The organism is Wolbachia endosymbiont of Protocalliphora sialia, assembly GCF_053891855.1.
In genome coordinates this window covers 1-23,396 of sequence record NZ_JAIUJX010000013.1, presented here as the reverse complement: position 1 = coordinate 23,396, position 23,396 = coordinate 1, and the positions used below count along the sequence as shown (strand labels likewise).

The window sequence follows — 23,396 nt, the reverse complement described above, 5'->3', positions numbered from 1 at the left end:
TTTTTTTTTTGGTCTAGTTTATGGGGTGCATTATACTCTAACACCGCTTGGCTTTTCTATAATTATTGATAATCAGAGAGGCATTAAAGCTATTTTAGATATAGCTGAAGATAACAAGATATTAAAAGAAGTTTTTGCTGGTGTAGACCAGCATGATTGTAAAAGACTTAAGGGGATCTTAGAAATATTAAAAAATCAAGAGCAGGATGAAGAGCAAAAAACTAAAATTTATGGTTGGCTAGAAATACTTGAAATAGCATATCTAGAATAGAGAATAGTGACAAACATTCTCAAAAATACATAATAAAACTATTAATAATAATTGGTAGTGTTATAACTGCATTAGCAGTTGGTATTAGATATGGTATTGCCAGTGTTAAATGATCAATATTGGCCATAGCTATAGCAGCTGCATTAGTAACAGGAGTTATTGTTGGTGGTACTACATATTCAGCACTTAAGATGATAAGCCTCTTTTAGAAATAGCTAGCCAATAAGTAGCAGAGGGAGGGCCATCGTTTACCTTCCTTTTGTATTTTTTGTTGGGAATGCTTGAAATCTCATGATTTTTGGAGTGAGATGAATTTTTCTTCTGAAGCATCACATAGCTTTATTTCAGCTAAAAAGAAATCATTGGAAGCATTTTGGGCTTTTTTTGCTAGTTTTTCACATATAGGTTGAGTATACTAAGATTCTTGCTATTTTCATTGATAGACTTACATAGTTGAGTGTCAATTTCTGCAATATTAATTTGCTCTTCTACATCGATCTCAACATTTTTTGGAATGGCCCTTTGTAACAGCTCCTTTTGCAACAGTGGTACCTTTTAATTTTCTGGCACAGATTTTTCAACTTCCCGTTGCTTTTATAGAATGTAAAAAGGCTATTCTTGCTTATGAATTCAACTATATACAGCATAATATCGATTAATCTTTTCTTTAACTTATTTTTCCAACCTTTCAATCGTTATCTTTAATCAATTATATTTTTCCATTTTGTAGATTAAAAAAATTTAGCTTGTCCTTTTCAAATCACATTAGCATGACTTACCTTTTTTTGGGTCTAGTAATTCTCTAGGAATTGTCCTCTTGAATTCTATGCTACTTTGTTTAACATTGACGCATGATTCTGGAATCCAGGAGTTTTTTTTGAGCACAAAAGTTACTCTAAGTTTTTGCTGACAAGAAAGGCTGGATCCCAGTGTCGGAGCACTGGGATGGCACTATCGTAAGTTAAGACAGTGTTAACTACTTGGATGACAAGAAAGGAATGGCACTTTAATCCATATATTAACGAAATTGTAGACTTTAATATATCGGAATTTAGTAACTTAAATAAATTATGATACATCTCTTGCAGATTCATTCAAACTTAATTAAGTGGGAGTATTGTTAATGCGAAAAGGGTTTAATTAAAATGGTATGGCGTGTGAGGAAGACATACATCAATTGGTAGAAAGTGGATTTGATATTAACTCAAAAGATGTAAGCGGAGTCACTCTCTTGCATAAGTTTACAAAAGAAGGCGATTTAGTTGGAGTAAAATCATTATTAGAGCACGAAGCTGACTTTAATGTTGTGGACAACGAAAATAGAAATCCACTGCATTATGCTATTATGCATGGACACAAAAAAATTGCTAAACTTCTTGTTAATCAACTGACAATTAATTCTAGAGATAAAAATGGATTTACTCCACTTCACCTTGCTACACTACAAGATGACACAGAATTAATGGATTTTTTAATAGCAAAAGGCGCAAAAATTAATGAAAAAGATGCTGAGGAAGGCTATACTCCTCTTCACATAGCTTCATTATACGGTTCTAAAAAGAGCGTCCAGATTTTAATTGATAGCGGAGCAAATCTTGAATGTGAAGATAACAACTTTCGTACTCCTTTATTTTTGACCATTTATCAATGTACTACACATTATGAAAGTAGAGCAGAGATTATAGAATATCTGATAAAGAAAGGTGCAAACATAGAAGCAAAAGATGCAGAAAATAATACTACGCTTTTTCTAGCAGCATATAACAACAAAATGCAACTGATAAAGCTTATTGTAAAGCAAGCAAAAGCTAGGTTAAAAGAGTTTATTTGCACAAAAAACAAACATGGTTTTGATGCACTGGATTGCGCTATTGAGAATAATAATAGGAAGATGGTAACATTTCTTGTTTCAAAGGGAATAGAAGCAGATGACCAAGATTGTAACGGTAACACCAGGTTACATAAAGCTAGCTATAATGGTGATACTAAAGCAGTTAAGTTCTTATTGGAGCTTAAGGTAAACGTTAATGCCGTCACTAGATGCAACAGAACTCCTCTGCTACTTGCAGCTAAAAAAGGCCATGTAGAAATTGTAAGAATGTTGTTAGCAGTAAAAGCCAATATGAATATTTGTGATCAACAAGGTTTTACACCTCTGCATCTTACTATTCAAAAGGATTATTTTGATATAGCTCAGCTATTAATAGAAAAAGGGGCAATTAAGTGTAGTAAAGATTATACCGCAATAGGTATGTTTATTGACAAGGCTCATAGCAAAAAAAATATTGAAGAAAATTACAAAAAATTCTGTAGATTTTTGATGCTTTACTTGAAAGAGCTGCATAGTAAACACAAAGCCTTTTGTGTACTTTCAATCCTAGCTCTAAGCTTAACAATTATAGGTTTACCATTTATTTTCAAGCCTATTATTCAATATAGAGAAAGAAGTAAAATATATAAAAAAATTAGGGCTATGCTGATTTATATTTAAGTATAACAGGAGAACTAAGCTAATATATGACAATTATCTGCTCGATAAAAATGGAATTAAATGTATCCGTTTAGCAGAGTGGCAAAATAAAATAGACAAAACCATAAAAATAAATGGTGTCATGCACTGAACATTTGCTGTGCAGTTTACCTTCAAAAATGAATGTTCGTACATCTGTGAGAAAGCGGTAATGCATTAGCTTAATCTACAGAGATCAAAAAAGTTCTTTTTTAAAAAACTTAAGTTATACTTATAAGTATTTGATATCTTTTGTAGTGATTATGCTAAGTCTAAGCTGCCTTTATGTTGATAATGCAGAGTTTGTAGAAGAAATGTATAGCCGTTATCTGCAGGGCGATAAATCAATCGGGGAGGATTGGTATAGAATTTTTTCAAGCAATTTAGAAGTTAATAAAGCGGAGGCCTGCGGTGCACAACATGTAACTAAGGTGGATGATTCAGTTTCTAGTTTAGCAAATTTTTTCAGATCTTACGGTCATTTTTTTGCGGACTTAAATCCATTATCACCGCATGTAAATAAAGAAATAGATTATCAGAAATATTTGAATATCTCTCCAGCGCATGATGCTAAAATATATAGAGATATTTACTGCAAGAACATCGGGTTTGAATTTATGCATATTTCCTCTTATGAGGAAAGAGTGTGGCTGCAGGAGAAAATTGAAAATCAGGTCTATACGCTAAGCCCTCAGGATAAAAAAGAAATACTAAGGCACTTGATTGAATCTGAGATGTTCGAGCAATTTCTCCATATGAAATTTCCTGGATATAAGCGTTTTTCTATCGAAGGTGGGGAGTCAGCTATTGTTGCAATTGAAAGAGTTATTAGTGATTCTGCAGCTTTTGGTATTGAAGAAATAGTTCTTGGTATGGCCCACCGAGGACGGCTTAATGTTCTAACCAAAGTTATGGGGAAAGAATATGCGGCAATGCTGTCTGAATTTCAAGGCAATCTTGCATACCCAAGTGGTCTTGAGGTATCTGGTGATGTCAAATATCACCTTGGTTACTCTTCTGATCGAGCACTTGCTGGTGGTAAAAAAATACACTTAAGTTTATGTCCTAACCCATCTCACCTTGAGGCGGTAAATCCAGTTCTAGCTGGAAGAGTAAGAGCGAAGCAAAATATAAGATCTGTGCTTGGAGTGTCAATTCATGGTGATGCAGCTTTCATCGGGCAGGGAGTGGTTGCCGAAACCCTTACTTTGAGCAACATTGAAGGTTATACAGTAGGTGGTATCGTGCATATTGTTATTAATAACCAAGTTGGTTTTACCGCCAACCCATCCTGCGCACGCTCATCTTTTTATTGCACTGATGTAGCAAAATCAATAGAAGCTCCAATATTTCATGTTAATGGAGATAATCCAGAAGCTGTGAGTTTTGTTGCGAATTTGGCAATGGAGTATGTGCAGAAATTTAAAAAGGATGTGGTGATTGACATAATATGCTACCGCAAATATGGCCATAATGAAGGCGATGAGCCAAATTTTACTCAGCCACTTATGTATAAAGCAATATCAAAGCATAAAACTCCAGGCACGCTGTACGAAGAGAAGCTGACTGCAGAGAAAGTGCTAGGTAGCGATGAAGTAAGTAAATTACGCAGCGAATTTAGAACAAGATTAGATAAAAGCCTTACTGAGTCAACGACTTATACTCCGAAGAAAGCTGACTGGTTTGATGGAGTGTGGTTAAAACTCAGGAGAGCAAAGTTGAACGATTTGAGTGAATATTATACGGACTCTGGTGTTTCACCAGATGAGCTAAAAAAATTGGGCGTACACATAAATAGCAATATTCCAAGCAGTTTTAATATCAATAATAAGGTCAGAAAAATACTTGATGGAAGAATAGAAAGTATAAATTCCGGTAGCAACATAGACTGGGCAACTGCTGAAAGTCTCGCATTCGCGTCATTGCTTAGAGAAGGAATAGGAGTGCGCTTGTCAGGACAAGATTCTGGTCGCGGCACCTTCTCGCACCGTTATTCAAGACTTATCAATCAAGCAACGGAGGAAGAGTTTATTCCACTAAACAACATAAGTGAGAAGCAAGCTCGCTTTGAAGTTATAGATAGCGCACTATCTGAGTATGCTGTGATGGGTTTTGAATATGGATATAGCCTTGACTCTCCATATTCACTTGTGCTCTGGGAAGGGCAGTTCGGTGATTTTGCAAATGGCGCGCAAATTATGATCGACCAATTTATCTCATCTGCAGAAACAAAGTGGTTGCGGTCAAGTGGTCTAGTTCTACTTTTGCCTCATGGTTATGAAGGGCAGGGGCCTGAGCATAGTTCTGCTCGTATAGAGAGGTTTTTGCAGCTCTGTGCAGAGGATAATATGCAGGTGGTTAATTGCTCTACTCCTGCGAATTATTTTCATGCTTTACGCCGACAAATTAATCGAGATTTTCGTAAGCCTTTAGTGGTGTTTACACCTAAATCACTATTGCGTCATAAAAGCGCAGTTTCTAACCTTTCTGACTTTGAAGGAAAATTTCTTACGGTAATTCCAGAGTGTAGAAAAGGTTTAGTTGCAAGTGATAAAATACGTAAAGTTGTAATATGTAGTGGTAAAGTTTATTACGACATAATTGAAATGCTTGAAGCACAAAAAATAAACGATATAGCAGTAGTGCGTTTAGAACAATTTTATCCATTCCCGGCTGATAAACTAGGCAGTGAACTTGAAAAATATAAGAACGCTGAAATTACATGGTGTCAAGAGGAACCAAAAAATATGGGAGGATGGTTCTTTGTCAACCCATTGATAGAAGAGGTATTGTCTGGCCTCAATGCTCAAGCAAAAAGACCTAAGTGCATTGCAAGACCTGCTGCTGCATCTCCTGAATGTGGTTATGCTAATATCCATGCTCAGCAACAAGCAGAAATTTTGAAGCAAGTTGTGCAGGGTATCTAGCACAATCTCACAGATATTGAAGCGAAAGCTAGAAAGCGAACATTGTTCTTAATATTTGGCACTGCAGCCGGGTGCGATAGAAAATATATCACAACAATCAAACTGCTTGTATACTCATACAAATATAAAAAGACTTTACTTTTTTAATAAAAGCTTAATATTTATTAACATTTTCATTTATTTTTCTTAATATAGTTAATATAGTTAATATTAACTATATTAAGATATATATGAAGACAGAAATATTTGAGAGGCTAATAGGGCAAACTAGACTACGCAGCGATAGCAAGGCTAAAATCATACGGTTAAATAGAGACAAAAAGGCTTTTATAGATGAGGATAAAAAGTCTATCGAATTAGCTGAGGCTATTTTTGCAGAAAATAATATGTTTCGTTTTCGTAAACCAGGTCCTGCTACGGATTACATTTTGCACAAACTAATAAATGATAGAAAGCTTCTCGAGGAAATGAAAGATAGAGGTACAAGTATAATATATAATGCATGTATAACATATTAGGCATAGATCAAAATGGCAAAAAAGAAGTATTAGGTTTTTATTTGGCTGAAAGTGAAGGAGCTAACTTCTGGTTGGGAGTGCTAAATGACCTCAAAGAAAGAGGAGTAGAAGATATCCTTATTGCCTGCGTTGATGGGCTAAAAAGCTTTTCTGCAGCTATAAACAGTGTCTTTCCTAATGCGGAAGTGCAGATGTGTATAGTGCATCAGATACGCAACTCACTGAAGTATGTGGCCGGTAAAGATGCGAAGAGTTTTTTGAGCGATTTAAAGAAGGTATATCAAGCTTCAAGCAAGGAAATTGCCGAGAATTATCTGTTAGAATTGGATGAAAAATGGGGCACAAAGTACCCTATGGTTATAAAATCTTGGCAGAATAATTGGGAAAACTTGTCTGGTTATTTTAAGTATTCTGGTCCAGTTAGGAGGATAATCTACACCACCAATCCCATAGAGGGGCTACATAGGCAAATTAGGAAATTCACTAAGACCAAAGGCTCATTTACCAGCATAAATGCCTTGTATAAGCAGGTATATTGTGCTATAAAGAAGGCAGAGGAAAAGTGCTGTACATGATTGGGCATTAACTATCTCTCAACTTGATGTTTTCTTTCCTGGCAGATTGAAAATTGAGTTGAACTAAAAATGCGGTTTGACACAGTTTATTTAACACTCCCATCAGACGGGAGTAGAACATCTACTAGAATATCCAAAATCTTCTGAATATGAAGCTTCATCCAGCTCTTTATTTGGTAGTGCTGATAAATCTCCATTACTTATATCTGAAGGAGCAGGGCTATCATTAATTTGTTCAAATACTTCTTCAAGCATCTTTTGTATTTCTTGATCACTTTCTACACAATGCTTAATCAATTCATCAAATCTTTCGCAAATTTCTAGCATAGTACTCCTTGGCATAGTCACATTGTCTTTTTCTCCTATACTCTCTTGAAACAAACTTACCATCTCTGTTATCAAACCCGTACAATCCTTTACAAAGCTGACATAATTTTGATGAGATAATGAAGATTGATCATCTAAACGTGAAATTCCCCTTTTCATAGTAATTTTCTCAGATAGTAACTTTTCGTACTCTTCAGAACAATTTTGATCTTCTTCTTCTAGATCACTTCGCAATTTTTCAAATTCTTTTCTTCCTTGATCAAGATTTCTTTCTAATTCTTTGATCTTATTGAGATACCCAGCTTCTTTCTCTTCCGATTGATTACTTAGTTCTTCTAAATCTACAGTTAGTTTCATCACTTCTTGAGTTTTTTCATCTAACTTTTCTTGTAATCGTCTTTTTTCTTCTTCTAAATCCGATGATTTAAGTATTAAATCATAAGTTTCAGAACTTTCTTTTTGCAACTGCGCTTCTAACTCTGCTATTTTTTTCTCTTTCTTTTCTAAACATGTCATCAATTCTGTTACTTTTTTAGATTCTAATTCATGTGATTGACTTTCTAATCTCTGGATTTGATTATATTTATCATCTAATTCTTTTTTAGTATCATTCAATTCTTGTTCTAACCTTCTATTTTTATTCACTAATTCATCCAGTTTAAGATATGATCGCTTTCTTTGATCAGTTAGTTTTTCTATTTTGACAACTAGAACTTTAGCATATTCTTCCAAGCGTTGCTTTTCTTGCACTAATTCAGCTTTTTCTTTACTTAACTTTTGTATCTCTCTTTGTGCTTTCCTTAACTTCGATTCTAACTCTTCCTTCTCTACTCTTCTCTTTTCAAATTCACTCTCTACCGAATCACTTAGCTGCTTGAGTTTTTGTGTTACTTCAGCCAAAACTTCATCTTTTTCCCTTACCTTTCCATTTAATTCCTCTACCTCTCTCATTTTTTGCTGTAATTGTTCTAATATAGTTTGATTATTTCCAGTTAATCTTGTATTTTCTTTTTCCAATTTATTAATTCTTTCTTTTAAGCTGTCATCTACAACTTGTGCAATTTTGTCTTGCATTTTAGTACTGCCTATTTGAGCTTCTTTGCTGCCAAGCTCAATTTCTTGAGTTGTTTGAATGTTAATATTTCTATTACTATTTTCTATCACAATCTCAGATGATTTATGATTGCCTTTCTCCTTATTTCTAAATTTTATTTGATACAAGAATAAGTTACCTATTTTTACATTTTTATTTGCTTTCAATTGATCATCAGTAACACGATTACGCTCGATAAGTTCTATACCATTAGCATCAATATTAATTATAATAGTGCACTTTTTTCCGTCCTCATCACACCAATTCAGAGTCATTTCGTATGCACCATCAGTTACAACATAGTGCCTTATTCCTTCTTCAGAAACAAAACCGTGCATTCCATTTTTTCCATTGCTATGCAGAGTTGAAAATCCTGAAATTCCATTATCTTGACAGAAATTACTATTCAAAAACTCACTGACTTTGAATTTGTTTTTATTAGCTCCCAATTTAACTTCTGCACAACTACCATATATTGACACTGTTTCAACACCACTTTCAATATACCCATTCAATACTTTTTTAGCCTTATCTTGAAGCTCTAGTCTCGCCTCCTTTACATTATTGAAATCTTGGATAATGGCTTTATACACTTCATCTTCATTAAAATTGGCATTGTATTTTATTAAAAAAGATAATATGTGAAAACTAGCTACAGCAGTGTGAATTGATTTATTCTTTTCTTTTATCTTACCGAGCAAAAACAAAAACCTTTGAATGAAGTCATGATAATCATCTTTTTGTTCTTCAATTTTATTATTATATGAATTACCAATCATTATTACCTCACAACTAAATAATTAGTATAGTAATACGAATGCTAAGTTACATCAATCAATAAACTTACAGTAAATTTTCTATTTTCAGTTATAAGCTCTGCTTCTGTACTCTCAACCCATTCTATCACTTCAGCATTGCAAACTGACTGCAAATCATGCTGAGCAGAATAATTTAACTCATCCTCTTTTACACTCGCTTTTATCATCAACTTTTGTATAAGATGCTTAACTGATACGTTATTATCTGCTTTTATTTTTCTCACAAGGTTTAATATCTGCACGAAATTATCTCCCATTTCCTCAGAATACTTATCATAGATAAGTTCTTCCTTGTTAGGCCAATTACTTTTATTGTGAACGGAGTTATAACTATACAACTGATGATATATTTCCTCTGTAATGTATGGCAAAAATGGTGCAAATAACCTCAAAATAATATTGAGTACATATGCCAAACTCTGTTTCGCACTCATGTTTGCCTCGTTGTCCAATGCATCTCCATATGCACGTTTTTTAACTAACTCTAAGTAATTATCACAAAAATCTTTCCAAAAAAATTCTTCTATTGCGCTCAAAGCTTCGCAGTATTCAAACTGTAATAGGTTGTTCGTCGTTTTTTCTATCACTTTATATAATTTGGACAATATCCACTTATCCATCGTCTCACTGATGGAATTTATGCTCAATGCTTGATGTTTTTCCATAAACATGGAAACAAATTTGCTAGCATTCCAAAGTTTCGTAACAAGTCGTTTGCCAATTTTGAAGATATTTTCAGAGTAGACTGTGTCAACTCCAAGTCTTGAGTTTGCTGCCCAATAGCGTACTACGTCAGCTCCATAGGTTTCAAGCATTACATGAGGAGTGATGATATTACCTTTTGATTTACTCATCTTTTTTTTATCATCAGCCAAACACCAACCACTAATCATGATATTTTTCCACGGCAGTGAATCTGCATGATAATGTGCCTTCAAAATCGTATAAAAAGCCCAAGTTCTTATTATCTCATGGCTTTGGCTGCGCAGATCTGCAGGAAATATCTTATCATACCGATGGCTTGGTAAACCGAGCTCACTGTTTACTGCCAGTGCACTTAGTTGAGGAGTGATCGCACTTGTGGCCCACGTATCCATTACATCTTGGTCTGGGTTAACCTCTTCCTTACTATACCCTTTCGGCAAATCTTTGAGTGGATCTACAGGTAAATCCTTTACTTCAGCTAGAATGATTTTACCCTCTTCCCCTTTACGTTTTGAATACCACACCGGAAATGGCACACCAAAATAACGCTGTCTTGAAATGCACCAATCCCAATTTAGCCCTTCTATCCATACCTCCATGCGTTTACGCATAGACTTTGGATGCCAACTACACTTTTTTACTTTATCTAACACTTGAGCTTTTTGCTCTAAAGTCTTGATAAACCATTGATAAGTTGGTAATATTTCAAGTGATGCGCCAGATCTTTCTGCACACTTTACGGAATGAGAAATGTTAGTACTTTCTATCAAAAGGCCCTTTTCAGTTAGGATTTCAATAATTCTCTTTCTTGCTTCTTTAACCTTTAGGCCATTTATTTCATCGTAGATTCCAGCGTCACGCGCTGGGGCGTGTGTCTCCTCTAATGGCTGGATTCCAGTGTCAAGCACTGGAATGTCACTCCCCTTTGTCATCCCAGTGCCTTGACACTGGGATCTATTATTACCATACACTGAATCTAGACTTATCCTACCATCCTGATCGATAATAATTTTCATCGGCAGACCATGCTTTTGCTGCCAATATATGTCGAGCTCATCACCAAACGTACAGCACATAACAAGCCCAGTACCTTTATCTATTTTAACTTTATCATCAGCTATTATTGGAACTTTTGCTCCTGTTATTGCCACCACGGCTATTTTTCCAATCAGCTGAGTGTAGCGTGCATCTTCTGGATGGCAAAAAACTGCAACACATGCTGGAAGCAACTCAGGCCGTGTAGTTGCAATCTTAATCTGCTCATTTTCTTCAGTGGAAAAAACTATCGTGTTCAAAAATGACTCAAAGACTTTATCCTCTATTTCTGCTTGTGCAATTGCAGTTTTATCGACTGGGTCCCAAAGAATAGGTTGCATTTTTCTGTATGCATACTCTTTATTATATAGATCAATGAATGACATTTGAGAAAGTGCCACAGCTTCCTTGCTGATCGTGTGGTATTCCAAATCCCAGTCATAGCTAATGCCAACTGATTTAAACAATTCCTTGAATTCTTGCTTTGATTTTTCAATAACCTCATGGCACATCTCTATAAATTTTTCTCTGCCAACTTCTTTTGCGCGGGTTTTATAGGTTTGCTCAACTAACCTTTCAGTCGGAAGGCCATTATCATCAAACCCAATTGGATAAAATACATCTTTTCCCAGCATACGCTGAAATCTTGCAATAAAGTCTGTGTGGCAATAGCTGAATATATGGCCAATATGCAACTTTCCTGATATCGTTGGTGGGGGCGTATCTATAGTGAAAGTGTTACCCTTTTCACTACTCCATTTATAAACTTTACTTCCTTCCCATAATACATTGTATTTGTTTTCAACTTCTCTAAAGCTGTATTTTTCTTCCAACATAAATATTTTTCAGTTTTAAGCTTTAAATTAGCACAATTGAGCAAATACAGCAATTTTAATGTCTGACATTTTAGTTTATAATACAAAATTTCTTGATTTTAGTTTTTTATGTATTACACGATAAATTTTTAGTATTGAGGTTTATTATGCCTGATTTTAAATTTTCTGATTTACAAGATCTTGTTAATGCTCTATATGATCCATACTATCTGCCCTCCAACGAAAAAATAAAACTAGCAGAATTGCTTGAGGACGTGTTGGAACTAGAAGTTAAAAAAAGCTCAGAAGATGCAATAGCTACATTGAAAGCCTGAACAGACGAAATCTGTAAAACCAAAAAGAAACTCTTTCTCTTTACTTTATGTTTTTTGGATATAGTTTTACGAAGAAGCGCTTCTGCAGCTATAACCGAAACAATCAATGGTGCTATAAATGCCCGTTTGAAAGCATGGTTTTGGGGGAAACGGTAAAGCCATTGATGGAGTTCTTTCTGGACTACCTCGTTTAGAAGATTGTATAACCTAACCGTCCCAAGCTGAAGTGCTTCTTATCATAATAGTATAGGAGGAATTTTATATGGCAGAAGCAAAAAGTAAATTAAAAATAATAAACCCTGACGCATCAGGGATTGATATTGGCTCGACTGTACATTATGTATGTGTACCTGAAGGAAGAGATGAACAACGTATCCAAAAATTTGGGTGCTTTACAGTAGATCTACACAACTTAGCAAAGTGGTTAAAAAAGTGTCAGGTTAGAACTGTGGCCATGGAGTCAACTGGAGTATATTGGATTCCCTTATTTCAAATATTAGAATCATATAAATTTGAGGTAAAACTAGTAAATGCGCGACATGTCAAAAATGTGCCTGGTAGAAAGTCTGATGTTCAGGATTGTCAATGGCTGCAACAATTGCACAGCTATGGACTGCTTCAAGGATCATTTAGACCGGATAATCAAATGTGTGTATTGCGTAGTTACGTTAGACAACGTGCTAATCTAATTGAAAATGCAGCTAAACATACTCAACGTATGCAAAAAGCGCTAATTCAAATGAATATTCAATTGCATAAGGTTATTAGTGATATCAACGGTTTAACAGGCATGAAAATTATTAAAGCAATAATTGAAGGAGAGAAAGACCCCCAAAAACTAGCTGAATTTAGAAATTCAAACATGAAGAATGACAAGCCTACTATAGCAAAAGCATTAACAGAAGACTATAGAGAAGAACACTTGTTTGCACTAAAACAAGAATATGCAGCATATACTTTTTTTCAAGAGCAAATAACGGAATGTGATAAAAGTATAGAGAGTTACTATAAAACATTTGAGGCAAAGTCAAATGAGAACAGGATGTTGAATAAAATACGAAAGCGGAAGCAGAAGAATGGTCCAGATTTTGCTGCGGATGAGGATTTAAATCGAATAACCGGGATAGATTTTACTAAAGTCCCGGGATTTGATGTATTAAGTGTACAAACTATCATTTCGGAAACAGGTATAAATCATAATAAATGGCCAACAGAAAAACATTTTTCTTCCTGGCTTGGATTAAGCCCTGCTAATAAAATTACAGGAGGAAAAATTGTTGGAACAGGAACTCGTAAAGTTATTAACCGCGCTGCGAATGCATTTCGAATGGCTGCCCATTGTGTGTTGAGAAGCAAAAGTGCAATAGGTGCATATAGTAGAAGGCTGAAAAAAAGGCTAGGAGCACCAAAAGCAATAACTGCGACAGCAAGGAAATTAGCATGTATCTTTTATCAAATGTTGAAATATGGACAAGAATATGTAGAGAAAGGAATGAACTATTATGAAACACTTTACAAAGAGAGAGTAGTCAAAAATTTGCTTAAAAAAGCAAAGGAATTTGGTTATATACTAATGAAAGAGGAGCCGATAGATGAAAAAGGTTCTTAGGAGTTTGTTAGAAGGATGTTTTATTATTTTTTCAATAAGGCCAGATGACTCTCTTACAGCAATATCGTAAAATTCTTCTTTTGGTTTGTCGGACATCTTGTAAGCCTCATAAATATTAAAACTAGTATAGTTACTAAAAAGTTACTTACAATTTATAATAAGTTATTATATCAGTATCAAGCTAGAAATAAAAGAGTTTAATAGTTTAAAGAAATTCTCTCTTTTTTTCTTCTATATTAAATTCTTTACAAAAATCAGTAGATAAGTCCACACCTTCCCAAGAAAATCCACCATCACTTTCCGATTCTTTACCAAAATGCCCATAGCAGGCTGTACGTTTATATATAGGACGATTAAGTGATAAATGTCTTATTATGCCTTTAGTTGATAAATCTATGTTACCTTCAATAAACCCTTTAATCCTCTCTTCATCTATTGTATTCGTGCCAAATGTATCAATGTAAAATGAAGTAGGTTTTGAGACACCAATTGCATAAGAAAGCTGCACAAGACAACGTTCAGCTAAACCTGCAAAGACAATATTTTTAGCAAGGTATCTCGCCATATAAGCTGCGGATCTATCAACTTTTGTTGCATCTTTTCCAGAAAACGCTCCTCCACCGTGTGGAATATAGCCTCCATAAGTATCAACCATAATTTTTCGTCCGGTTAATCCACAATCACCAACTGGTCCACCAATAACAAATCTACCTGTTGGATTGACTAAGAGATTTTCTTTAGGGCACATCCACCCTTCAGGTAAAGATGAAGCTATGTAAGGATAAATTATTTCCTTCACTTTCGATTGACTCAGATCCTCAAGATGCTGTATTGAAACAACAATACTTTCAGCACGCACTGGAAGGTTATTCTCATACGCCAAAGTGATTTGCGATTTTGCATCCGGACCAAGCTTTACCCCTTTGACCATACTCATGATATTTCTCAGAATCGAGTGTGCATAAAAAATGGGTGCCGGCATGAGGCTTTCTGTCTCTATTGTTGCATAGCCATACATTATGCCCTGATTCCCAGCACCTTGATCCACACCTATTGCAATGTCATTTGATTGTTCATGTAGCAATATATTTACTTTCACTGTTTCCCAGTGGAAACCATCATGCTCATAACCAATACCTTTTATTGTATTCCGTACAATACTTTCAATCTTGCTATTTTCAATGTTCGGTCCAAATACTTCCCCAGCTATAATAACATTATCTTTAGTAACTAAAGTCTCTATTGCAGTACGAGAAGAAGAGTCATTAAAAAGGTATTCGTCAAGTATTGCATCTGAAATCTGGTCTGCTACTTTGTCTGGATGACCGGCTGCTACTGATTCACTGGTTACTGAATTCTTATGTAAAACCATCGTTTAGTTACACAATATCAAAACTATTGCAAATTTAAATGGTGGGTCTGGGAAGAGTTGAACCTCCGACCTCACGCTTATCAGGCGTGCGCTCTAACCACCTGAGCTACAGACCCGTATCTATTCAAGCCAAGGCTTGCATATCATCTGTAGGCACAACATCAATAAACGTCTTTTTATTTGCTGATTTTCTAAAACTCACCCAGCCTTTCGTTTTAGCAAAAATCGTATGATCTTTACCCATACCAACATTCTTTCCAGGATGAAATTTTGTACCTCTTTGACGTACAATTATGTTACCTGGAATAACCTCACCATTCTTCTTTATCCCGAGCCGACGCCCTGCCGAATCTCTACCATTACAGGAACTACCACCTGATTTTTTAGTTGCCATATCTTACCTCTTACTTTTGAAGACTAATTTCATTGATACGAAGAACAGTAATATACTGCCTATGACCATTTTTCCTACGGTAATTTTTTCTTCTCTTTTTCTTAAAGATTATAATTTTTTTATCTCTACACTGCTCCAGTACTTCAGCTTTAACAACAGCATTAGATGAACAAGATAAGCCATTACTTGAAACACAAATCACTTTATTGATTTCCACTTCCTCTTTTTCTTCAGCTTGTAATCTTTCTACTTTAATTATGCTGCCTTTTTTTACTAAATACTGCTTTCCACCAGTTTCGATTACTGCAAACATGACAAATATCAATTATTGTTATTAACACTAATCGTAAATGATGTTACACATACTGTCAATATAAATAAAAACATGAAATACTTCTACCTTTATCTGCTTTTCCTTGGAGAGTAGTCAAGTTTTAAAACTTGACTACTCTCAAATTCTCTTAGTATCATGAAAACTTTACGACGTTAATAAAAACTCAAGCTTTCACTAAAAACATTCAATCGGAGCTTATAAATTAAAACTCATTCCAAGTTCAAACCCATGAGAAAAATTACTGAACTTGTGAAGTTTATAGCCAGCGAAAACATTCGTTCTCTCAGAAAGTGGAAGATTAATACCAGCACCTATCTGGTAGGAAAAAACTTTTTTACGTCTAGCTGTTGACCTTGCTGTGCTGGTTGAGATACTTTAGCTCCACCTCCTACACCAAAAGTAACATAAGGAGTAATATCCGTACTTTCAAATTGATGATTATAATGAAGCTTTGCCATGAATCCTAACTCTGCCAAAGATCCTCCAAACAAAACAGATTTCAATACAGGACCAGCTGAAATTTTAATGCTATCTGTATAGTGATAGCCAAGATCAACATTAGCACCAACCCCACCTGAAAAGGAAGTGTAGATTCTATTTTTAATCCAATCAACTCCAAAAGACGGTGCTGACAAAGAACAGCAGATAACCAAAGTAAGTAATTTTTTCATTTTCACCCTCTAACCATGAATATACGCATATATATCCATAGAAAAGTTAAAAATCACATAACTTACATAATAAAATCGGAATCACTTTTTTAGCTACTTGCCTTTCTCTTGCAATTGCCAAACTTTTCTTTTTCACATTTTATTACCTACTGCAATCATCATTTTAGCCTATATAACTTGCTTTTATTTCAACAAAAATTCAAACCAGACTTCACTAAAAACATTCAATCAGATTTTACAAATTAAAACTCATTCCAAATTCAACCCCATGCGAAAGTTCATGGAACTTTTGCAGCTTGTAGCCAGCAAAAACACTTGTTCTCTCAGAAAGTGGAAGATTAATACCAGCACCTATTTGATAAGAAAAAAATTCTTCTACGTCTGGCCCTTGATTTTCTGAAAGAGGAATTTTAGCAACACCTCCCAGACCAAAAGTAACATAAGGAGTAATATCTGTATTTTCAAATTGATGATGATAGTGAAGCTTTGCCATAAGTCCCGCGTCTAAAATCCCTTCATTCATAACAAGTTTAACTGCAGGACCAAATGAAATTTTAATGCTATCTATACAGTGATAGCCAAGATCATAATTAATACCAAGCATGCCATACGACGAAGAGGTGTAGGTTCTATCTTTAACCCAATCAACTCCAAAAGACGGTGCTGACAAAGAACAGCAAGCCAACAAAGTAAGTAACTTTTTCATTTTTATCCTCCAAAGATTAATATATGCATATACAAGCATATAAATATTAAAAATAGTATAAATTGCAAGTAAAAAATTGGAATTATTTTATTTTTTTTGTTATTTGCCTTTCTCTTGCAATTGCAAATTGGCATATCTTTCACTATCTGCTGCAATCATCATTTGAGTCTACATCACTTACTTTCGCTTCAATATAATTTCCCACTAGCCTTTACTAAAAATATTCAATCAGAGTTTACAAATTAAAGCTCATTCCTAGCTCAATTCCATGGAAAATTTTATGAAACCTTTGCAATTTGTAGCCAGCAAAAACACTTGTTCTTTCAGAAAGTGGAAGATTAATACCAGCACCTATTTGATAAGAAAAAAATTTATCATTGACTATAGTTTCGAAAACCTCTGCCAATAGGGTACTTATGTTTTCACCTACATTATCAGCTCTACTTACATTAGGTTTAGCCTTCATTGTACGAACTATAACAGCACCAACACCAGCAGTAATATAACGAGTCATATTCGTACCTTCAAATTTATGATGATAATGAAGCTTTGCCATAAGCCCTATAACTCCTCCAAATTCTTCATCAAGAGTAGGTTTGATTACAGAATTAATAATAGGTTTGATTACATAGCCAACTGAAATTTTAGTGCTATTTGTATAGTGAAAACCAACGTCATAATTAACACCAAGCCGGCTATATGACAAAGAAGTATAAATTCTATCTTTAATCCAATCAACTCCAAAAGACGGTACTGACAGGAAACAACAGACCACCAAAATCAGCAACTTTTTCATTTTTAACATGTATATTGATATACATGTATACTAATGCATATATTAAAAATAACATAATTCGCGTAATAAAAATTAGAGTTATTTTATTTTCTTAGTTATTTGCCTTTCTCTTGCAATTGCAAGACTTTTCTCTGGCACATCCTCTACTATAACGCTACCTGCTGCAACTAGAGAGTCATCATGAACATTAAGCGGTGCAATTAATGAACTATTGGCACCAATAAAACAATTGCTTCCAATATTTGTTTTATGTTTCTTTTTCCCATCATAATTACAAATAACGGTACCTGCACCTATGTTACTCCCCTGCCCTACCTGAGTATTTCCTATATAACTTAAGTGCTTTATCTTAGTATTTATACCTATATCACTTGCTTTTGTTTCAACAAAATTACCTATGATTGCACCATCACCTATTGTTGTATTTTCACATTTGGCAAATGGACCAACCCTAACACCAGATCCTATTTTTACTCCAGGACCAAAAAAAACGTATGGGTAAACAATCGAATCCATACCAATTTGCGTATCAAGAGAGAAGAAAACAGTTTCTGGAGCAACAAGTGTTACTCCAGAGTTAGTGAAAAACTTTCTTTTTTCTTCTTGAAAGTAAAACTCGGCCGTTGCAAGGTCATTCCTATTATTTATGCCAGTTGCCTCCTCCTCATCAGCAATAACATAGCCAACATTTAAATTACTCTTTACTGCAATGGCAACTATATCAGTCAGGTAATATTCGCGAGCTTGATTATTACACTCTATTTTCTCCACTAATTCATGTAAATCTTTTGTATATGCAACCATTATTCCAGCATTAGCAAGAAATTCCTCATCATTATTTCTACCATTTTGTACTTCTACTATTTCTCTTAGGGAACCGTTCTCAATAATTAGTCTACCGTATCCTTTATTATCAGTTTTAAACCCAAGACAAACTAAAGCATTGCTCTCTCCTAAGCAGCTTATCATTTTAGTTATTGTGCTGCTTTTTATCAGCGGAGTATCTCCATACTGCACAACAACTATGTCTGATAATTCTTTCAGGTTTCTCATTGCAATTTTGACTGCATCCCCTGTGCCGAGCGTTGACTCTTGTGTAATTAATTTTATATCCTCAAAGCACTTTAGTCTTTCAATTAAAGGCTGATCAACTACAACAGCAATATTTTCAGGATTTAGCTGCTTTGCATTGTAAATGACGTGCTCAAGCATGGAGAAATTACCTATTTTGTGCAGAACCTTAGGCAAGCTTGAATTCATTCGTTTACCATGCCCAGCAGCAAGTACAACAAATGTATAAGATTTATTTGTCACTTATCTTAAAAACGAAAAATGAAAACCATAATGGTTGAGCCAATTGATTTTGTTGTCGTAAAAACTCCTTAGATCACCAATTTGATATTTCAGCATCGCAAGCCTTTCTATGCCAATTCCAAATGCAAAGCCACTGTATTTAGTATGGTCTATTCCAACATTTTTAAAGACATTTGGATGCACCATACCACATCCAAGTACTTCAATCCATTTACTATCTTTATAGCTTATGTCCACTTCCGCAGAAGGTTCAGTAAAAGGGAAAAAACTATTACGAAAGCGTATTCTTAGACCCTTATCTCCGAAAAATTTACTAAGGAAGCAATGAATAGTAAATTTTAATTGGCCCATATTGACATTTTCATTAACATAAAGTCCTTCTATCTGATGAAACATAGGAGTGTGAGTTGCATCAAAGTCATTTCTGTATACCCTGCCTGCAGCCACTATTTTAATTGGAAAAGTTTTTGTCTTTTCCATGGTTCTAATCTGCACAGATGAGGTATGAGTGCGCAGCACCATTCTTTTATCATTTATTTTATTCCTTAAATAGAAGGTATCTTGCTCCTCTCGTGCAGGGTGGTGACTTGGAGTATTTAATGCATCAAATACGTGAAATTCATCTTCAATATCAGGACCATCAACTGCTTTAAAGCCCATATGCGCAAAAATGAGCTTCACTTCACTTATAACTTTACTGAGTGGATGAATCTTGCCAATTCTTTCTGGTCTGACAGGCAGTGTGATATCAACTGCTTCATTTTGCAGTTTTAACTTAACTTCTTTATCTTTCAGTTCATTTTCTTTGCTTGTTATAAGCTGGTCTATCTTATTGCGTAAAACATTAATCACTGCACCTAGGTCGCGTTTCTCTCCTGCATCATCTATATTCTTTAAGTCATCGAAATAAGCTTTTACTACACCCTTTCTCCCCAAGTATGACAACCTAACTTTTTCTAAATCCTGCAAAGAAGCAGCATTTTCAATCTCAGAAATTACCTTATCTTCAAGTAAAGGTATTTCACTTATTAGCTCTTTGTTCACCTTAAAAACGCCAGCTTAAATTTTTATTATAGTGAAATCTTTAATATCATCAATAAAACTATTTGAATAAAAAGGAGTATAGCAACCATACAGGTTGTTTATTTGAATATCTTCATAGGTTACACTTTTAAATTGGAAAATTGTGAGCTTAAAGATTACATAAGTACGTTGAAAGATATATTTGAATGTGAAGAATTTGAACATCAGTTCTTAGAAAACTTGTTATGTAAGGTTATAAAAAGCAGTGAAGAATATGATAAAATAATAGAGTCTTATTTACACCCAAGCTGGTCACTTTCACGGTTAAATCTTATAAGCTTATCTATTTTGCGTATTGCAGTATGTGAGTTAATTGATTTTGATACACCAGCACCAATTGTTATTAATGAATATACTAACATTGCAGCAGTTTCTACAATAAGTTTAAGTAACCTAACACTAAAAAATGAAGGGCAGACTTATTTAGTCTACCCCTTTTATACTTAGTTGGATAATGATCTTTCGTTCTTTTGTTGTTCAGCTTCTGGTGATTTAACAATTGAGCTTGGCGTAAGTTCAATGGTTAGTTCTTTAGCATCATTTTCTTCAGAGCCTAAACTTAACGTTTTGAGCTGTTGGTCACTTCCATCTATTAATTTAAACTCACCTTCATCATTTTTTACTGCTAGTGAATTTATTTTTAAGCAGCTATTATTGTCAGATATACCTGACTCATCTTTAGCAGTTATGTAGTAACTCTTATCGTTGAAGGGAAAATCTATACGATACTCATCGGGGATAACAATGCCATCTTGATTCTTATTTTGGTTGTTTTCTTTGAGAAACTCAAGAGCTTCATCTGTTACTTTCAACTGCAGACATCCTGCACTATCAACAACAATCTTCCCATCCATTTTTTCTTTCACTGTTGTACTACGGTTCTTAGATGTTTCAAATGCGGTAACGATAGCACCAAATGCTAAAGTCAGTAGTAAAGAGCAAACAAGTATTGAGATAAATATCCCAGGAAATGTAGCAAAAAACGCTCCAAGTGAAGCTAAAGCTGCAGGCGCTAAAAATGGTAATGAGAATATTAATACTGCGCTTCCAATGGCACACAGAGAAGCAAGTAATATAACTGCCGTGTCTGTTGTTTTACGATCTTTTTTAAAAGTTAACATAATTACTCCTGAAAATAAATTAATAATATATTAATATTATATATGAAAAAGTTAGTATAGTCAACTTATAGACAATAAATTATCTACGACTTGAGACAAAGCCCCCTTCACCGCGGTCGATTTCTTCATAAATACGTTTTGTAAAGGAGTAATCGAAAGCTTAAATGCAGTTGTTATGCAATACCTCTTGGTACAACAGCAGATAGACCTACTGCGAAACATGATGGAAGTAGATAAAAGTTGGCGCATAAAAAGGTTTGATATTATACTACGTGCTACTAAATTGCTTTAGTTATAGCATCAAGAAATTTACTAAATAGAAAAAAGGTAAAAGCTTTTGATCTGTCATTTAGGTACTCCTTTCCCTGTCATCCAAGTAGCCCTCTTTCTTGCCATTCAAGTAGCCCCTGTGGTGTCATCCCAGTTGCATAACACTGGGATCCAGAACAGGTAATAAGAAGCACTAAAATGACATCTCTATAGGACTCCTAACTAATCCAAAATATTAAGAAATTTACCAAGCAAAAAAAGGCAAAAGAATCCCCCAGTAGTGAGTTTTAACCCTATAATAATGTAAATCGGCATTGTAATAATGTGCTAACGCTTATTTAAAGCGCGTTTTGGCTGAATGTAGAAAAAATAAAAAAGACATGCAGCCGCTATAATTTTATGTAATCTGCCAATATATACCTGAGTTTTTTACTGAATTTTGTTGTTAAATCTGCAGAGATTAAAAACAAGGATAAACACTCTTATTGTTATGATAAGAAGATTGATGAGATTTGTAAAGTAACTTTTTCTGCTCTTATTGAATCCAACACGCCGCTGTTATGCAAGGGTGCTATAATTATTAATTTATTGACTAATTATATTTTTTTGTTAATATTATATTAATAAATTAAAAAATTAGAAACATGCACAGTAATGATACCACAACTCCGTGGGAGCAAACAAAAAATTCATTTAAGTCTTTTATGGATAAGGCTAAAAAAACCATACATACAGCAGCTTCCGAAATTCAAAATAAGGTAACACATGAAATAGAAGATTTCTCTAAGTCCTTTAAAAAAGATTGTGAAAACATAAAGGAAGATGTTACTAACCTTAATACCACACTGCAGAAACAAGCAAAGAATTTATTTAAAAATAAAGCTCAAGACACAGAAAAAAATCTCACCAAAGTTGGAGCTGAGAAAAAATATGAGGTAGAAGATTTACCTAAATTTTTCAAAGATAAATCTAAAGAGATAGGCAAAGTATTTTCCGATGAAGTAGTAGAAATCAGCACTATTCGCTCAAGAAGTGTTACAAGTGATACACAAGAATTTTCATTTAAGATCAAGCTGCTAACAGAGGTAAACCCTAATACAATATTACCTCAAATAAAACATTTTATTGACTTTTTTAAAATCTGCCTTTCTCAGGAGAAAAACTTCACAGCCAATATAAAAGTAGCAAAAGAAAGCGAAGAACTATACAACAACTACCATAAAGCTAATAAAACTGTAGAAGAATTCATAAGTAATGCTTCAATTCAAATCCTCCTGCAGGGCATAACAATAACGCTACAAACAGAAGTTAAAAACATCAACCTCAATAGCTTGCAACAAATCGAGGCATTTTTGAATGAACAGCTAAAGCATGCAGAAAAAGCTAAAAATGAGGATGCCACAAGAAATTTAGTCCCTCAAGAAATAGAGCGGGATATAGGTCAAACTACTTCGCACACAGATTATTTTAAAGCTAACAGAAAAAAGAAATCCGAAAATCAGGTCAAAGAGCTATCAGAAGAGGAAAAACAATCAATCATAAAACAAGTTCAACTTGATGCTAGAGTAGCTATGATAGATAATTTGGCTGAGCACAAGGGAAAAAAACTTGATGAAATATTCGTAGAAGTAATAAGTGAATATAAAAATCAAGATTCAGATGCATTTTACAATATTTTCAACTCAGTGTTTAATATTATTTATTTCCAAGATAAACAACTACATGAAATATTAGAGCCGAATGAGATATCAGAAGTGCTAGAGGTTATAATGCACCCCATAAACTAGACCAAAAAAAA

Annotated in this window: 17 protein-coding genes, 1 tRNA gene and 4 pseudogenes; 9 read left to right on the top strand and 13 right to left on the bottom strand. The window is 34.4% G+C overall.

The genetic code is table 11. From position 1 onward, the window contains the following. Positions 1–271, top strand: a pseudogene (locus LB100_RS05060) (hypothetical protein); the annotation flags it as partial. Between the two features lie 387 nt (positions 272–658). Here the strand turns inward: LB100_RS05060 and LB100_RS05055 are convergent. Beyond that, positions 659–814, bottom strand: a complete 156-nt coding sequence (locus tag LB100_RS05055) for a hypothetical protein (RefSeq protein WP_264336876.1) — start codon at positions 812–814, stop codon at positions 659–661. Positions 815–1,421: 607 nt separating this feature from the next. On the opposite strand from LB100_RS05055, the gene LB100_RS05050 reads away from it, so the two are divergent. From LB100_RS05050 to LB100_RS05035, 4 genes and pseudogenes are all read left to right on the top strand, one after another. Continuing rightward, complete coding sequence (locus LB100_RS05050) at positions 1,422–2,762, top strand: ankyrin repeat domain-containing protein (protein WP_456201617.1); 1,341 nt, start codon at positions 1,422–1,424, stop codon at positions 2,760–2,762. Positions 2,763–3,043: 281 nt separating this feature from the next. Then, positions 3,044–5,707 (top strand): 2-oxoglutarate dehydrogenase E1 component, encoded by a 2,664-nt coding sequence (locus LB100_RS05045; protein ID WP_456201616.1) that lies wholly within the window; start codon positions 3,044–3,046, stop codon positions 5,705–5,707. A 230-nt stretch (positions 5,708–5,937) separates the two neighbouring features. Further along, positions 5,938–6,225 carry a hypothetical protein gene (locus LB100_RS05040; protein ID WP_456201615.1) on the top strand — a complete coding sequence of 96 codons (288 nt, stop codon included), beginning with the start codon at positions 5,938–5,940 and terminating at the stop codon, positions 6,223–6,225. Further along, positions 6,207–6,867 (top strand): annotated as a pseudogene (locus tag LB100_RS05035) (IS256 family transposase); the annotation flags it as partial. The gene LB100_RS05040 and the pseudogene LB100_RS05035, both read left to right, overlap by 19 nt. 35 nt (positions 6,868–6,902) lie before the next feature. Here LB100_RS05035 and LB100_RS05030 read toward each other — a convergent pair. Together LB100_RS05030 and LB100_RS05025 are read right to left on the bottom strand one after the other, a co-directional pair. Continuing rightward, entirely contained in the window at positions 6,903–8,999 is a 2,097-nt protein-coding gene (locus LB100_RS05030; protein WP_456201614.1) for a hypothetical protein, read from the bottom strand. Between the two features lie 41 nt (positions 9,000–9,040). Then, positions 9,041–11,614, bottom strand: a complete 2,574-nt coding sequence (locus LB100_RS05025; RefSeq protein WP_456201613.1) for a valine--tRNA ligase — start codon at positions 11,612–11,614, stop codon at positions 9,041–9,043. A gap of 146 nt (positions 11,615–11,760) precedes the next feature. Here LB100_RS05025 and LB100_RS05020 point away from each other — a divergent pair, with 146 nt between their 5' ends. Beyond that, complete coding sequence (locus LB100_RS05020; protein ID WP_456201619.1) at positions 11,761–11,928, top strand: hypothetical protein; 168 nt, start codon at positions 11,761–11,763, stop codon at positions 11,926–11,928. A gap of 262 nt (positions 11,929–12,190) precedes the next feature. Then, positions 12,191–13,537, top strand: a complete 1,347-nt coding sequence (locus LB100_RS05015; protein WP_456201253.1) for an IS110 family RNA-guided transposase — start codon at positions 12,191–12,193, stop codon at positions 13,535–13,537. 205 nt (positions 13,538–13,742) lie between these two features. Here the strand turns inward: LB100_RS05015 and metK are convergent, their stop codons facing one another. The 9 genes and pseudogenes from metK to pheS form a co-directional block, all read right to left on the bottom strand. Next, positions 13,743–14,909 carry a methionine adenosyltransferase gene (metK, locus tag LB100_RS05010; RefSeq protein WP_456201612.1) on the bottom strand — a complete coding sequence of 389 codons (1,167 nt, stop codon included), beginning with the start codon at positions 14,907–14,909 and terminating at the stop codon, positions 13,743–13,745. A 39-nt stretch (positions 14,910–14,948) separates the two neighbouring features. Further along, a tRNA-Ile gene (locus tag LB100_RS05005) sits at positions 14,949–15,025 on the bottom strand. Between the two features lie 8 nt (positions 15,026–15,033). Continuing rightward, on the bottom strand, positions 15,034–15,303 hold the full coding sequence (gene rpmA, locus LB100_RS05000) for a 50S ribosomal protein L27 (protein ID WP_006012184.1): 270 nt from the start codon (positions 15,301–15,303) through the stop codon (positions 15,034–15,036). 10 nt (positions 15,304–15,313) lie between these two features. Next, the gene (gene rplU / locus LB100_RS04995) at positions 15,314–15,616 is read right to left on the bottom strand and encodes a 50S ribosomal protein L21 (RefSeq protein WP_015588327.1); all 303 of its coding nucleotides are present in this window, start codon (positions 15,614–15,616) and stop codon (positions 15,314–15,316) included. A 216-nt stretch (positions 15,617–15,832) separates the two neighbouring features. Further along, positions 15,833–16,308, bottom strand: a pseudogene (locus tag LB100_RS04990) (outer membrane protein). Positions 16,309–16,543: 235 nt separating this feature from the next. Continuing rightward, positions 16,544–17,014, bottom strand: coding sequence for a P44/Msp2 family outer membrane protein (locus LB100_RS04985; protein ID WP_456201611.1), 471 nt, complete (start codon positions 17,012–17,014; stop codon positions 16,544–16,546). A gap of 235 nt (positions 17,015–17,249) precedes the next feature. Then, positions 17,250–17,810: a hypothetical protein gene (locus LB100_RS04980; protein ID WP_264720216.1), complete on the bottom strand. Its 561-nt coding sequence runs from the start codon at positions 17,808–17,810 to the stop codon at positions 17,250–17,252. A 78-nt stretch (positions 17,811–17,888) separates the two neighbouring features. Then, complete coding sequence (locus tag LB100_RS04975; RefSeq protein WP_264719958.1) at positions 17,889–19,124, bottom strand: NTP transferase domain-containing protein; 1,236 nt, start codon at positions 19,122–19,124, stop codon at positions 17,889–17,891. Further along, a complete protein-coding gene (gene pheS, locus LB100_RS04970; RefSeq protein WP_456201610.1) occupies positions 19,125–20,168 on the bottom strand; it encodes a phenylalanine--tRNA ligase subunit alpha in 1,044 nt (347 codons plus the stop codon). 66 nt (positions 20,169–20,234) lie between these two features. On the opposite strand from pheS, the gene LB100_RS04965 reads away from it, so the two are divergent. After that, positions 20,235–20,654 (top strand): transcription antitermination factor NusB, encoded by a 420-nt coding sequence (locus LB100_RS04965; RefSeq protein ID WP_456201618.1) that lies wholly within the window; start codon positions 20,235–20,237, stop codon positions 20,652–20,654. On the opposite strand, the gene LB100_RS04960 is transcribed toward LB100_RS04965, so the two are convergent. Next, positions 20,651–21,328 (bottom strand): hypothetical protein, encoded by a 678-nt coding sequence (locus LB100_RS04960; RefSeq protein ID WP_456201609.1) that lies wholly within the window; start codon positions 21,326–21,328, stop codon positions 20,651–20,653. The two genes, LB100_RS04965 and LB100_RS04960, sit on opposite strands and share 4 nt — an antisense overlap. Positions 21,329–22,242: 914 nt before the next feature. On the opposite strand from LB100_RS04960, the pseudogene LB100_RS04955 reads away from it, so the two are divergent. Then, a pseudogene (locus tag LB100_RS04955) lies at positions 22,243–23,376 on the top strand (hypothetical protein); the annotation flags it as partial. Between the last annotated feature and the right edge of the window lie 20 nt (positions 23,377–23,396).